12 protein-coding genes are annotated in these 13,840 nt (G+C 34.6%); 9 read left to right on the top strand and 3 right to left on the bottom strand.

What is annotated here, in order from left to right; all coding sequences use genetic code 11:
• Positions 1 to 127: 127 nt before the first annotated feature.
• On the top strand, positions 128 to 406 hold the full coding sequence (locus CLLU_RS15975) for an Imm53 family immunity protein (RefSeq protein ID WP_106010774.1): 279 nt from the start codon (positions 128 to 130) through the stop codon (positions 404 to 406).
• A gap of 56 nt (positions 407 to 462) precedes the next feature.
• Positions 463 to 2,343 carry a sigma 54-interacting transcriptional regulator gene (locus tag CLLU_RS15980; RefSeq protein ID WP_106010775.1) on the top strand — a complete coding sequence of 627 codons (1,881 nt, stop codon included), beginning with the start codon at positions 463 to 465 and terminating at the stop codon, positions 2,341 to 2,343.
• A gap of 81 nt (positions 2,344 to 2,424) precedes the next feature.
• Here the strand turns inward: CLLU_RS15980 and CLLU_RS15985 are convergent, their stop codons facing one another.
• Together CLLU_RS15985 and CLLU_RS15990 are read right to left on the bottom strand one after the other, a co-directional pair.
• Positions 2,425 to 3,291: an isocitrate lyase/PEP mutase family protein gene (locus tag CLLU_RS15985; RefSeq protein WP_106010776.1), complete on the bottom strand. Its 867-nt coding sequence runs from the start codon at positions 3,289 to 3,291 to the stop codon at positions 2,425 to 2,427.
• Between the two features lie 55 nt (positions 3,292 to 3,346).
• A complete protein-coding gene (locus CLLU_RS15990) occupies positions 3,347 to 4,717 on the bottom strand; it encodes an MFS transporter (protein WP_106010777.1) in 1,371 nt (456 codons plus the stop codon).
• A 468-nt stretch (positions 4,718 to 5,185) separates the two neighbouring features.
• Here CLLU_RS15990 and rhaB point away from each other — a divergent pair, with 468 nt between their 5' ends.
• The 7 genes from rhaB (at position 5,186) to CLLU_RS16025 (ending at position 12,742) form a co-directional block, all read left to right on the top strand.
• Positions 5,186 to 6,583, top strand: a complete 1,398-nt coding sequence (gene rhaB / locus CLLU_RS15995) for a rhamnulokinase (protein ID WP_106010778.1) — start codon at positions 5,186 to 5,188, stop codon at positions 6,581 to 6,583.
• Positions 6,584 to 6,601: 18 nt separating this feature from the next.
• Positions 6,602 to 7,858, top strand: a complete 1,257-nt coding sequence (gene rhaA / locus CLLU_RS16000) for an L-rhamnose isomerase (protein WP_106010779.1) — start codon at positions 6,602 to 6,604, stop codon at positions 7,856 to 7,858.
• An 8-nt stretch (positions 7,859 to 7,866) separates the two neighbouring features.
• Positions 7,867 to 8,688, top strand: coding sequence for a rhamnulose-1-phosphate aldolase (gene rhaD / locus CLLU_RS16005; protein ID WP_106010780.1), 822 nt, complete (start codon positions 7,867 to 7,869; stop codon positions 8,686 to 8,688).
• Positions 8,689 to 8,713: 25 nt separating this feature from the next.
• Positions 8,714 to 9,874: a lactaldehyde reductase gene (fucO, locus tag CLLU_RS16010; RefSeq protein ID WP_106010781.1), complete on the top strand. Its 1,161-nt coding sequence runs from the start codon at positions 8,714 to 8,716 to the stop codon at positions 9,872 to 9,874.
• Between the two features lie 129 nt (positions 9,875 to 10,003).
• Positions 10,004 to 10,318 (top strand): L-rhamnose mutarotase, encoded by a 315-nt coding sequence (gene rhaM / locus CLLU_RS16015; RefSeq protein WP_106010782.1) that lies wholly within the window; start codon positions 10,004 to 10,006, stop codon positions 10,316 to 10,318.
• Positions 10,319 to 10,350: 32 nt separating this feature from the next.
• Entirely contained in the window at positions 10,351 to 11,613 is a 1,263-nt protein-coding gene (locus tag CLLU_RS16020) for an MFS transporter (protein WP_106010783.1), read from the top strand.
• 127 nt (positions 11,614 to 11,740) lie between these two features.
• Complete coding sequence (locus tag CLLU_RS16025; RefSeq protein ID WP_242977702.1) at positions 11,741 to 12,742, top strand: AraC family transcriptional regulator; 1,002 nt, start codon at positions 11,741 to 11,743, stop codon at positions 12,740 to 12,742.
• Positions 12,743 to 12,881: 139 nt separating this feature from the next.
• Here CLLU_RS16025 and CLLU_RS16030 read toward each other — a convergent pair whose 3' ends face one another.
• Positions 12,882 to 13,631, bottom strand: a complete 750-nt coding sequence (locus tag CLLU_RS16030; protein WP_106010785.1) for an IclR family transcriptional regulator — start codon at positions 13,629 to 13,631, stop codon at positions 12,882 to 12,884.
• Positions 13,632 to 13,840: the final 209 nt, after the last annotated feature.

The following is a 13,840-nucleotide window of genomic DNA, read 5'->3' on the forward strand; positions in this document are numbered from 1 at the left end:
AACAATATTTGTGAAATGCGTTCATAATCAATATGTAGTTATTAAAACTATATATTGAAATATGATTATATATGTAGTATTATATTTATATAAATATAATACATATATTTGACAAAAGGAGTAGATTATGCTGATTATAGAGGTCCTTCAAGAATGGTATAAAAATATATCCAAGAGCAGTATCTCTACTGGAATACAGATAGAAACTACAGATAACTGCGGCTGGTGTGTATGCATCGATCTATTTGATACAGCCTATGAGACCAAAAACTTTGATACTGTGTGTGTACGAAAGAGCGATGATAATTGGTTTAAATGTATTAAAGAAAATGGATTGTTTAAAGGCTGCGGCGGGATTCAGAATCTGGAAGATATTTTAAATGTTTTTTATTGCTGGATCAAGTGATTTTTATGTAGTAAAATGACTGTAGTGGAGATGTTATAATAACGGGAAGTGTTTTGATGAAACAGAAAGTTGCAATTATGAGCTATGACAGACTCACAAAAGCCATATACTCGAATATAAGTGAGGATATTTTGAAAAATGTATATGTGATAAATTCAAAATTTCAAGATACCGTGAATATTGCCAGAAAGCTGTGGAAAAATAATGACATAGATGTGTTTTTAGCTGGAAGCAGCAACCTGGAAATGTTAAGGCACAATATACCGGAAGCCTCCATTGTAGAGATAAAGATTTCTGGATTTGGTATAATGGAGGATCTTGCAGCTGCAAAACAGAGTTCAGATAATGTGGCTATATTGACATATAAAAAACCCATTACAGATTTTGAACTCTATAAACATATATTCAATATTGATATAATTTCGAAATGTTTTGATGACTATGACCAGTTAAAAAATATGTTAAGTGATCTAAAAAAAGCTGGCATAAGTACTGTTATAGGAGCCAGTATGGTATGCGATATTTGTGATGAGATCGGCTTGAATTCAATATTCATCTATTCAAAGGACAGTATAGTAAGTGCTATAAATTATGCTATACAGCTTCAAAAATCCATTGGAAAACAGAAATATAGAAATATTCAGTTGAATGCCATTTTAAACTATGCATATAGTGGAATAATGGCTACTGATGAAAACAATATAATACAGGTCTATAACCCTATGGCTGAAAAGATAATGGGAATAAGCAGGAAAGATGTAATAGGAAAGCCTGTTGACAAGACCATAGAAAATACCAGGCTTGACAAAATAATGATTACTAAACGTGAGGAGATAAACCAGATACAGAGAATAAATGGTCAGACGATTCTTACAAATAGGGTGCCTCTTGTGATAAACGGTCAATTTAAGGGAGCTGTGGCTACTTTTCAGGATATAAAATCCATACAGAATTCAGAACGTAAAGTTAGAAGAGAAATTTATGCTAAAGGACTTGTGGCAAAGTACACCTTTGATGACATAAAGGGGAAATCAAAAGTTATAAGGGAATCCATAATCCTTGCTCAAAAATATGCCAGAAGTGATTTTACAGTTCTTATTACAGGTGAATCTGGAACAGGGAAAGAATTGTTTGTCAACAGTATACACAATGCCAGCAGACGTAAAAATGAGGCTTTTGTTGCCGTCAATTGTGCTGCACTTCCGGAAAATCTCCTTGAATCGGAACTGTTTGGATATGAAGGCGGTGCATTTACAGGGGCTAAAAAGGGTGGTAAAATTGGATTATTTGAATTGGCTCATAATGGAACCATATTTCTCGATGAGATAGCAGAAATGCCGAAAAGTCTACAGTCCAGGTTTTTAAGGGTAATACAGGAAAAAGAAGTTATGCGAATTGGAAGTGATAAGATAATTCCCATAAATGTTAGAATAATAAGTGCTACCAATAAAAATTTATGGCAGGAGGTATTAGACAAGAAATTTAGGGAGGATCTTTACTATAGATTGAATGTTCTTGAGCTTCATATCCCACCTCTTAGAAATAGACGGGAGGATATACCTGAAATTTCCAGAGAACTCATATCCAAAGAATTTGCAGGCTTATATGAAAGGTACAGAGATAAATGGGAGAAAATATTCAAGGTGCTGATGACCTATGATTTTCTGGGAAATGTAAGAGAGCTTAAAAATGTTTTGAAAAGGATATCTGTTTTTATAGGGAGTGAAGATTATAGCTATTTTAATGCTTATGAACTTGTAAACAAGATATACAAAAAAGAAAAATCCCAAATTTCAACAGATAAAGAGGCAGAGATCAAATGTATTTTGGATGCTCTGGCTGAAACTGACGGTAACAGGGAAGCGGCGGCTGAGAAGTTGAATATTAGCAGAACCACACTGTGGCGTAAAATGAAAAACTATGGAATATTAAGTTAAAATAAATGTACCCGGTATGAAAAATATCCGGATACATTTTTTACTTGTGTAAAGTTATACAAAGGAAAATATTTTAAAGAATTAAAGGTTACTGTATTTTTTTTCAGTTTCTCTTATCTTGCTCAGCTCCACAATCTCGTTGAACTCAGGAAAGTCTATCATATCATTTATTTTTCCGTGAGTTGTACCGGTTTTTCTGAGCTCTTGAAGAAGTTCCTTAACTGCTTTTGTCATTACATATAGAGTCGAAAGGGGATAGATAGCTATTGCAAATCCTAAATTCTGAAGTTCTTTGGCTGAAAGTACAGGTGTTTTTCCACCTTCTATCATGTTGGCGAGAATAGGCGCTTTTACTAATTTAGGCACCTGCTTTAATTTATCTGCGTCAGGCGGAGCTTCTACAAATATTACATCTGCGCCTGCTTCCTTATATAGATTTCCTCTTCTTATTGCTTCATCAAATCCCAGAGGAGCCAGTGCATCGGTTCTTGCTATTATGACTGTGTCTTCATCTTGTCTTGCATCAACTGCTGCTTTTATTTTGGAGACCATTTCTTCAGCAGATATGACCTGTTTTCCATCCATGTGTCCGCATCTCTTTGGCCAGGACTGATCTTCTATCTGTATTGCAGCAGCTCCTGCTTTCTCATATTCTTTAACAGTCCTGTACATGTTTAATACATTTCCATATCCTGTATCCGCATCGGCTATTATAGGTATATTTACAGCTTCATCCATATACGCCAGCTGTTTTGTCATCTCAGATACTGACAAAAGTCCTATGTCCGGTGAACCCAATAGGTTTGCAGCAGCTCCATAACCGGTCATATATACAGAATTAAACCCAGCCTGTTCTACTATTTTAGCGGAAATACTGTTGAATGCACCTGGTGAAACCAATAGTTCTCCTTTTTTTATGAAATTTCTTATTATCTTTCCTTTACCCATAACGATTTCCTCCTAAAAATTATTTATTTTAAACAAGATATGTTAAAATCATATCTTAAATTTCGTCTAATGGTTTTTGCTTTGTCTCTATGCCGAATAGGGCAATTATAATGGCAGTGAAGGCCAAAAGTATTCCAAGTGAAGTGAATACAGGCTGTGTACCATAATTGTTCAGCAGCCAGGCCACACCATATGGAGTAAATATAGTTGCGCATCTTCCTGCAGCGTTTGAGAACCCTGTCCCTCTGAGTCTTATTTTTGTAGGGAAGAGCTCAGGTACATATACTGCCAGCCCAATTGTTACAAGTATATATATGCTTATTGTCAATAAGAAACCTAAAATCAATATCATTGACATGTTGTTTTGAATTGGATATGCATATCCTAAAATACCTGCTAGAATCATGAATGACACTATGCACCACTTGCGGCCAAATCTATCTACAATAAAACCACCTATTATTGCTCCCAGCGGGGCACCGATCATCATTATAGTGGTATATCCCAATGATTTTGAAAGATTTATACCATTTTTCAGGAACAACGTTGGAACCCAGGTTATAAAAGTATATATAAGTGTATTTATTGTAATTAAAGTTATTGATCCCACAAGTGTTCTTGACAATATCTTACCTTTGAACAGATCCCAGAAACTATCTTGAGTTTTAAGAACATGTTCTTCATTTTCAAGGGCTACTGATGTATCTATAGGTGAAAGCTTTATATTTTTTTCTTCTTCCACGCTTTTTTCGAACATTTCTACTGTCTTTTCTGCATCCTCATATCTTCCCTTTGATTCATACCATCTTGGCGATTCAGGTATTACCCTTCGTAGATACCAGACTATCAATGCACATATACCTACAAATACAAACATATATCTCCAGCCTATAGTTGGTATTATGATAAATCCAAGTAATGCGGAGCCGGGAACAGCTATATTTGTTATCAAAGACAAGGTGGAAACCCATCGCCCTCTGACTTTTGCAGGAACAAATTCTCCAAGCAATGCATACCCCGTAACTATTTCAGCTCCGAGACCTATACCTATTATTCCTCTGCAAGCTATTAAGAAGGTCATGTTTGGAGAAATTGCAGCAAATAAAGATGCTATTCCAAAGATCAAAAGGTTAAGCCTGTATACAAATTTACGCCCATACCTGTCTCCAAGAAATCCTGTAAGCAGAGCCCCTATTAAAAGACCTATAAATGATACTGAAATAAAAGTGGCATTTAAAGTTATTGTTGACCATCCATTTTTTAATAAAGCGCCTAACACACTGCTGGCAAGATATATATCAAAGCTGTCCAGGAACATTCCAAGTCCGGTTAGACATAAAATTTTGTAGTGTATTTTTGATACTGGAAGACGATCCATTCTTTCTGAAATAAAATTATTACCTATTGCAGAATTAGTAAATCCCATTTATAATTACCTCCATTTCTTAAAAATAATTGGTGTTTTGCAAAATCCAATATTTTATTAATTTATATAAGCATTATTGATGCCAATAGGAAATTAGAAGTGATACAGCAAATTTTAATGTAATCGTTTCATTTGATTTTGAACACGTTTCACCACATTTGAAACATATATAAGGTTTTTTTTGAACAAGTGAAAGGTTACAGTTGATTCAAATAAAATTCAAGATCCTGTATATACTATTACTATTAATATTAGACATATGTAAATGCTATAAATCGGATTTTGACAATAAGTAAAGCTTTTCAGGACAATGTAATGGCAATTAGGCTGGGATATAATTTAATTCAAAGGAACAATAAAATATGAGAAATAGAGCAAAACTATGTTTGAAGTCATGAAGTCCAGGAATTATGAAATATTTTGAGGTTTAAATTATCAAGCTTTAATTAACAAGAGGAGACATAAGCTATGGAATATTATTTAGGTATAGATATCGGCGCCTCCAGTGGAAGGCATATTTTAGCCCACCTGGAACAGGGAAAATTGAAAATTGAAGAAATATACAGATTTGAAAATGGAATAAAAAAGATAGATGGTGAATATTGCTGGGATATTGCAGGGGTATTTAATGAAGTTAAAAATGGAATAAAAAAATGCAAAAGTATAGGCAGGGTTCCGAAGACCGTAGGAATAGATACATGGGGTGTGGATTTTGTGCTCCTGGATGAAAAGGATACCTTACTGGGAAATGCCGTATCCTATAGGGATGACAGAACTGAAGGATTTATGGATAAAGCTTTTGAAAAAATACCCAAAGATATGCTCTATTTATACACTGGAATCCAGTTTCAAAGATTCAATACATTGTACCAGCTGCTTTCAATTAAAGAAAATCATAAGGATTACCTTGAAAATGCAAAGACTTTTTTAATGATTCCGGATTATTTGAATTTCTTGCTTACAGGCAGAAAAACAGCAGAATATACCAATGCTTCAACCACACAGCTTTTGAGTTCTTTTGATAAAATCTGGGATTATAATATTTTAGATACTTTTGGGATCAATAAAAGTATTTTCCCTGAAATAAATCTTCCCAAGACAAAATTAGGAGGATTTAGAGAAGAGCTTGTGAGAGAGTTTGAATTTGATGCTGAAGTTGTTCTGGTGGCATCTCATGATACAGGGTCAGCTTTTATAGCTTCGGCTTGTAATGAGGATGACAGTATATTTTTAAGTTCAGGAACCTGGTCTCTCATTGGTGTTGAAAATTCTTTCCCCATATGTGTTCCACAGGCTATGGAATACAATTTTACAAATGAAGGTGGGATAGATTACAGGTATAGGTTTTTAAAAAATATAATGGGACTCTGGATTATTCAAGAAGTGAGAAGAAATCTAAACAATAGATACAGTTTTGAAGAAATAGCGGATATGGCCAGAAAATATATGAATTTCAAGTCAGTAATCGATGTGGATGATGACAGATTTTTAAAGCCGCAGAATATGATCCAGGAAATAAAAGAGTACTGCAGGGAAACAGGTCAGGATATTCCAAAAGAAGTAGGAGAAATTGCATTTTGTGTTTTCAACAGTTTAGCTCACAGCTACCAGACTTCAGTGGGGTTTCTTGAAGAAATATTTGAAAAGAAGTTTAAAAAAATAAATATTTTCGGCGGTGGTTGCAAAAATGATCTTCTAAATGAACTGGTGGCAGAGATCACTGGAAAAACAGTTTTTGCAGGACCGTCGGAAGCAACCGCCATAGGAAATATCTCAGCGCAGCTGTTAAGCCTTGGAATATATAAAAACCTAGGTGAAATAAGAGAGTTAATAAAAAACTCTTTTGATATCAAAAAATTTAATTGAGTGATGGAGGCAGAGTAAATGAGTATTAGAGAAAAATATGAAATGGCGAAAAAGGAATATGAAAAGTGGGGGATAGATGTAGATAATGTTTTAGAAGAACTTAAGAAGGTTAAGATATCCATACACTGCTGGCAGGGTGATGATATTGCAGGATTTGAAGTAAATCAGCAGGAGCTGTCAGGTGGAATTGCCACTACGGGAAATTATCCCGGGAAGGCAAGGAATCCTGAAGAACTTAGAAAAGACCTTGACAAGGCACTTAGTCTTATTCCTGGAAAACATAAGATCAATCTCCATGCCATATATGCTGAAACCGATGGAAAGTTTGTAGATAGAGATGAAATAAAGCCGGAACATTTTAAAAACTGGGTTTCCTGGGCGAAAAAAAATGGACTTGGCCTTGATTTTAATCCCACAATATTTTCTCATGAAAAAGCCCAAGATGGTCTGACACTTTCTCACCCGAATAAGGAAATTCGTGATTTTTGGATAAGACACTGTGTTGCCTCAAGAAAAATTGGAGAATATTTTGGAAAAGAACTTGGCCAAACTTGTCTTACAAATATCTGGATACCGGATGGCTATAAGGATATACCAAGTGACAGGCTGGGTCCAAGACAGCGCCTTAAAGAATCTCTTGAGGAGATATTAAAGATAAAGATAGATAAAAAATATAATCTTGATTCTGTAGAATCAAAGGTTTTTGGAATAGGGGCAGAATCCTATACCGTTGGTTCAAGCGAGTTCTATTTAAATTTCGCAGCAAAAAATGGTATATTGAATCTTTTGGATACAGGACACTATCACCCAACGGAAGTAGTTTCTGACAAAATTTCATCAATGCTTCTGTTTTTTGACAAAGTTGCGCTTCATGTCAGCAGGCCAGTACGCTGGGACAGTGATCACGTTGTAATTTTTGATGATGAACTTAAGGAACTTGCAAAGGAAATAGTGAGGAACAATGCCCTTCATAGGGTGATAATAGGGTTGGATTTCTTTGACGCCAGCATAAATAGAATAGCTGCATGGGCTATAGGAGCCAGAAATATGATAAAGGCGCTTTTATCGGCTATGCTTCTTCCAAATCAAAAATTAAAGGTACTTCAGGATGAAGAAAATTACACTGAAAGACTTGCTCTAATGGAGGAATTTAAGACATATCCAATGGGTGCCATATGGGATTATTATTGTGAAATAAATAATGTTCCTGTAAAAGAAACATGGCTTGATGAAGTAAAAAAGTATGAAAAAGAGGAATTATCTAAGAGAAAGTAGGGATAAAAATGAAGGTGGAAGATGTGAAATTTGTAAAAGACTATATTAAAGTCACTTATGATGCATGGCTCAAGGGATGGCATGAACGCAACGGCGGGAATCTGAGCTACAGGATAGCGGAAGACGAAATAAAGGATATAAAGGGAGAACTGGATGAAAATTCGGAGTTTACACCTATAGAGGTATCCGTTCCCAATTTGGCCAATGAGTACTTTCTGGTAACTGGAAGTGGAAAATACATGAGAAATGTAATACTTGATCCTGAAGCCAATATAGGCATAGTCAGGATAGATGGAAAAGGTGAAAAATATAAAATAGTATGGGGGCTTCTAGATGGTGCCAGACCTACAAGTGAATTTGCATCACATCTTATGAGCCATTCAGTGAAAAAAGAGATTACAGGTGGTAAAAATAGAGTCATATACCATTCACACACTACTAATCTGATTGCACTTACTTTTGTATTGCCTCTTGACAGCAAAGTATTTACAAGGGAACTTTGGGAGATGGCCACAGAATGCCCGGTGGTATTTCCGTCAGGAGTTGGAGTGGTACCCTGGATGGTACCTGGTGGAAAGGCAATTGCAGAGGAAACCAGCAAGCTGATGAAAGAGTTTGATGTAGTAATATGGGCTCATCATGGGACTTTTGCCGCAGGAGATACACTTGACCTTGCCTTTGGACTCATGGATACTGCAGAAAAATCTGCTGAAATTCTTGTGAAGGTATTGTCCATGGGTGGAAAGAGACAGACCATAACCGCCGACAATTTTAGAGACCTTGCAAAAGAATTTAATGTCACTTTACCTGAAAAATTCTTATATAAATAATTTATTTAACAAGGAGAGATTACAGATGGTAAATCGTATAGTTCTTAATGAAACTTCTTATTTTGGAAAAGGAGCCATAGACATAATTCCCGAGGAAGTTAAAAAGAGAAAATTCAAAAAAGCATTTGTCGTTACAGACAAGGATTTGATTAAGTTTCATGTAGCACAAAATGTGACGGAAAAATTGGAAGGTGCGGGAATAGACTATGAAATTTATGATAATGTAAAACCAAATCCTACCATAGAAAATGTTACTGCAGGAGTTAAAAGCTATGCAGATTCAAAGGCAGATTTTATTATTGCAATTGGCGGAGGATCTTCCATAGATACTTCAAAGGCAATAGGAATTATAACAAATAATCCAGAATTTTCAGATGTTAAATCCCTGGAGGGGGTAGCAGGTACTACAAATAAGTCTGTACCTATAATAGCAGTTCCAACAACGGCAGGAACAGCTGCAGAGGTCACTATAAATTATGTAATTACCGACGAAGAAGCTGTAAAGAAAATGGTGTGTGTTGATCCAAAGGATATACCGATAATGGCGGTTATTGATCCTGAGATGATGGCTTCAATGCCCAAAGGACTTACAGCCTCCACGGGCATGGATGCACTGACACATGCCATAGAAGGTTATATTACAAAAGGTGCCTGGGAACTTACCAATATGTTTGAGCTTAAAGCAATAGAACTTATATCCAAGAATCTTGAGACTGCAGTTTTCGAGCCTAAAAATATACAGGCAAGAGAAGCTATGGGAGTTGCCCAATATATTGCAGGTATGGGCTTTTCAAATGTAGGACTTGGAATAGTTCATTCCATGGCACATTCGCTGGGGGCATTCTATGACACGCCTCATGGAATTGCAAATGCCCTTCTTTTGCCATATGTAATGGAATATAATGCACCTTCAACAGGAGAAAAATATAGAGAAATAGCACGTCAGATGGGAGCCGAAAATGTAGATGAAATGAGTTCCCAGGAGTATAGGAAGGCAGCAGTGGATGCAGTTAGGAACCTATCAAGAAAGATAGGTATTCCACAGACTCTATCTGAAATTGGTGCCAAAGAGGAAGATCTTTCAAAACTTTCAAAGATTGCTTTCAAGGACGTGTGTACACCTGGAAACCCGAGGGATACTTCTGAAGCTGATATTCTTGATATATACAAGAAAGCTTTCAAATAAATAAATTTTTAACCTCCCGTATCACAGGATACGGAGAGGTATGTTTTTGAAATAGCTATGTTGTATGCTGTGTACGCATATTGAAATCGTATATATGTTTTTATATTTAAAAAGCGGGAGGGATAGAAATTGATTAGAAAAGGAATTGTGATGAAATTATACAAAGGATTCCAGGATGAATATCAGAGGAGGCACAGTGAGATTTGGCCTGAAATGGTTGACATGATACATGAATACGGTGCAAAAAATTATTCCATTTTTTTAGATGAAAAAACCAATATTCTATTTGGCTACCTTGAAATAGAAAATGAGGAAAAGTGGAACGAAAGTGCAGAAACTAGAATTTGTCAAAAATGGTGGGCTTATATGAAAGATATAATGGAAACCAATCCAGACAACAGTCCTGTCTCAACGGATCTAAAAGAAGTATTTCATATGGATTGACCAATATATAATAATGGAGTGGAGGAATTTTAATGTCGGATAAAAAAAATAATTTTAAAGAAACATTGACAGTTTCCATGTCAAATTTTTTGGATGCAGGTGCAATTGTGGCAGGTGCAAGCGGATTGACCCTATGGATGAATTTCCTGCATCTAGATGATATGGCACTGGGACTTTTGGGTGCGGTTAGTGCCAATGGATTTGGTGCAGCACTTGGGGCATTGATAGGAGGACCTCTAGCTGATAAATATGGTAGAAAATTTATTTATAGATATGATCTGCTGGTCTATATGATTGGTGTTGCACTTATAGCTTTATCCATGAATTTCCCCATGCTTCTTGTAGGATATATTATCACAGGCATAGCAGTAGGTGCAGTGGTTCCTGCATCGTGGAGCTATCTTGGAGAACAGGCATCGGCAGGAAAACGTTGTGCAAACATTGGATGGGGTCAGTTTTCCTGGGGATTCGCACCTATGACTATATTTATTTTGTCTATTTTTTTAAATAGGCTGGGGCTTTTAGGAAATAGGATTATGTTTGGAATGTTATTCGCTGTAGCATTGATTACATGGATTTTACAGCAGCAAATTCAGGAGTCTAAAATTTGGGAGGAACAAAAGGAAAAAGAAAAAGAAGAGGGATATGTAAAAGCTCCAACTAGTGAAATATTTACAATTAAGGCAAATAGACAGGCATTTATTCTTTCAGCAGGAATTTATACTTTATGGAATTTGGTTGCCGGGCTGCAGGGATATTTCCTGCCCTATATTTTTACTAAAATAGGCAATTTGAATAATATACAATCCAACGCTTTAAACGCATTTATATGGTTTATGACAATCTTGTTTACTTATCTGGTATTTATAAAGAAAGGTGATGAATGGAATCGTAAGATAGTATTTTCAGTAGGATGCATTATGGAAGTTGTAGCATGGCTTGTTCTTGTTTTTGCTCCTGTGGGATGGTTTTCACTTATATTTTTCGATTTATTATGGGGCATTTCAGCAGGATTCAGTGCACAATGCTTCTTTGCACTTTGGAGTGTGGAACTTTTTAAAACACAATATAGAGGTAAAGCGCAGGGAATTATATTTTTCTTGGTGCGTGCTGGAGTTGGAGTAATTTCTCTGGTTTTTCCGACTATGCTTACAGCGCTTGGTTTTCAAAAGACAGGAATGTTTTTAGTGGCTGTTTTAATTATTCAGTTGATTATTGGATTGATATATACACCTGAAACCAGAGGAATGAGTGTTTATGAAATAGAGGAGCAAAGGTATGGAAATGACTATTAGTAAATGATAAGATGAATTATCATTTAAGTTTAAAAGAGTTAGATTACCAATAACTAATTGATTGAAAATTTAATTAGTTATTGGTGATTAATTTAACTGCTGATTAAATTTGTACAAGTGAGGTGATATGTTGGATATTGAAGAATTGGATAGAAAATTAAGAGAATTGAGTCATAGTGAAATGGCATTGAAAAAGTTGTCTAAATATAAGGTAGATAAAAATTATAATGCACAATTTAAAAAGCATTTTTCAAATAAGATAGTAAAAAATTACTGGGTTATTAATAATTCCAAGCTCATGAAAAAATCAGAAGACATATCAATACATAAGCACGATAGATTTGTCGAATTTAAAAGCCATAAACATGACTATCTTGAAATGATGTTTGTTTATTCGGGAAGTATAAAACAAATTATCGAGGGGGAAAATATAGAAATAAAAAAAGGTGAAATTCTTCTTATGGATATGAATGTAGAACACAGCATCAAGGAGGCAAAGGAAGATGATATAGCTGTAAATATTCTTATCAAAAAAGAATTTTTTAATTGGGTATTCATGAATCAGATTGCAGATAATGATTTAATATCAAGCTTTATTGTAAAATCCCTGTATGAGAAGAATAAGTTCAAACAGTTTTTATATTTTCAGACCTCTGATAATAAGAGAATCTGGAGCTTTGTGATAAATATATTAATTGAATATTATGAAAAAAGGAACGGCATGGAAACAGCCATAAGGTCTTATATAGTTTTGATTTTCAATGAACTTTTAAGGCATTATAATGAATATCTTCCATCTAATGTGGTGTATAAAATAGATTCCAGCATATCTCTTGAAATAGTGAACTACATACAGCAAAATTATGAAAATGTAACTCTTAAAACTCTAGCTGAGCACTTTAATTATAGTACGGATTATATGGGAAAACTGATTAAGAAAATTATGGGTGATACACTAACAGGTCTGCAAAGAAAAATAAAATTGGATCATGCCAAGTATTTATTGAAAAACTCAAATTTTTCAGTGTCAGATATTATTTCAAAAGTCGGATATTCAAATTTAAGTTATTTCTATAGACAGTTTAAGGAAGATACAGGTGTAACACCTGATGAGTACAGAAAGAAATAGAAAGATATTCTAAGTCCTGATGGACAAGCATGGATTTGTACAATATAAGCATAGATAGCTATCATATTAGTGGTAGACATCTATGCTTATTCTTATTACTAGAGTTTTATATATTACCTTCTGATGTTTATAATTGAATTTAGTCCGAACCAACAGAATCAATTTTTTCTTTAGCCTTTAATAATAATTCAATTGCCAATTTGTTTTTTTCTTCAGTAGCACGGAAAGTCGGAATACTTATACTAATGGCTCCAATAATTTTACCTTTTGAGGTTAAAGGAACAGCATAACATCGTAAGAATTCCGTTACTTCCTCAACTTCTGAAGCCACATGAGTTTCCCTGACTTTCTTTAATTGTTTCTCTAAAATATTGAAATCCGTTATGGTGTTTTTCGTAATGGCTTTTAGGCCTTCAGGGTAAAGTGCCTTTATTTCTTCGATGGTATGTTCACTCAGTAGGGCTTTTCCTAAAGCTGTACAGTAAGCTGGTATTCGTTTGCCTATATGGGAAATAAGGCGAATATCCATATCTTTTACAGGATCTTCTTTTAATACATATAGTACGTTATCCCCATCAAGAATACCCATTTGACAAGTTTCATCAATGTTGCCTACAATATTTTTCATTATTTTTTGTATAAAATCCATCATATATTTATTTCGAGGGTAGGATGCCCCAATACAAAAAGCGGAAATTCCTATTGAGTATTTTAAAGAACTTTTTTCGAGAGAAACAAAGTTACGCTCCAGCATTGTCTGCATAATGGGATAAAGAGTACTTTTAGGTATATTAAGTGCCTCGGAAATTTCTGTTAATGTTAATCCTTTAGTACTGATAGACAAAAGATTCAATATATTTAAAACTCTTTCAGTTGGTTTATGTGTCATATTTATAACCACCATTCAAATTTTATAAAAATTTATCATATAAAAATAATTATATATATCTTAATGGCAATCTTCAAGAATTCACAGAAAAAATTTATTCTTATTCAAGCCTGGAGTGAAAATCATCATAAATCTTCTTTATTCTACAAAAAATACTGGATTAATATCTTGACATGATAAAAAATTGTGATATTATTAATATATAGTTC

Source organism: Clostridium luticellarii (assembly GCF_002995845.1).
GTDB classification, from domain to species: domain Bacteria; phylum Bacillota; class Clostridia; order Clostridiales; family Clostridiaceae; genus Clostridium_B; species Clostridium_B luticellarii.

Excerpts from the sequence above, each read along its gene's own strand:
- CLLU_RS15980 (WP_106010775.1), top strand. The coding sequence starts at position 463 with ATGAAACAGAAAGTTGCAATTATGAGCTATGACAGACTCACAAAAGCC.
- rhaB (WP_106010778.1), top strand. The coding sequence starts at position 5,186 with ATGGAATATTATTTAGGTATAGATATCGGCGCCTCCAGTGGAAGGCAT.
- CLLU_RS15990 (WP_106010777.1), bottom strand. The coding sequence starts at position 4,717 with ATGGGATTTACTAATTCTGCAATAGGTAATAATTTTATTTCAGAAAGA.
- CLLU_RS16025 (WP_242977702.1), top strand. The coding sequence starts at position 11,741 with ATGTTGGATATTGAAGAATTGGATAGAAAATTAAGAGAATTGAGTCAT.
- fucO (WP_106010781.1), top strand. The coding sequence starts at position 8,714 with ATGGTAAATCGTATAGTTCTTAATGAAACTTCTTATTTTGGAAAAGGA.
- rhaD (WP_106010780.1), top strand. The coding sequence starts at position 7,867 with ATGAAGGTGGAAGATGTGAAATTTGTAAAAGACTATATTAAAGTCACT.
- CLLU_RS15975 (WP_106010774.1), top strand. The coding sequence starts at position 128 with ATGCTGATTATAGAGGTCCTTCAAGAATGGTATAAAAATATATCCAAG.
- CLLU_RS16020 (WP_106010783.1), top strand. The coding sequence starts at position 10,351 with ATGTCGGATAAAAAAAATAATTTTAAAGAAACATTGACAGTTTCCATG.
- rhaA (WP_106010779.1), top strand. The coding sequence starts at position 6,602 with ATGAGTATTAGAGAAAAATATGAAATGGCGAAAAAGGAATATGAAAAG.
- CLLU_RS15985 (WP_106010776.1), bottom strand. The coding sequence starts at position 3,291 with ATGGGTAAAGGAAAGATAATAAGAAATTTCATAAAAAAAGGAGAACTA.
- CLLU_RS16030 (WP_106010785.1), bottom strand. The coding sequence starts at position 13,631 with ATGACACATAAACCAACTGAAAGAGTTTTAAATATATTGAATCTTTTG.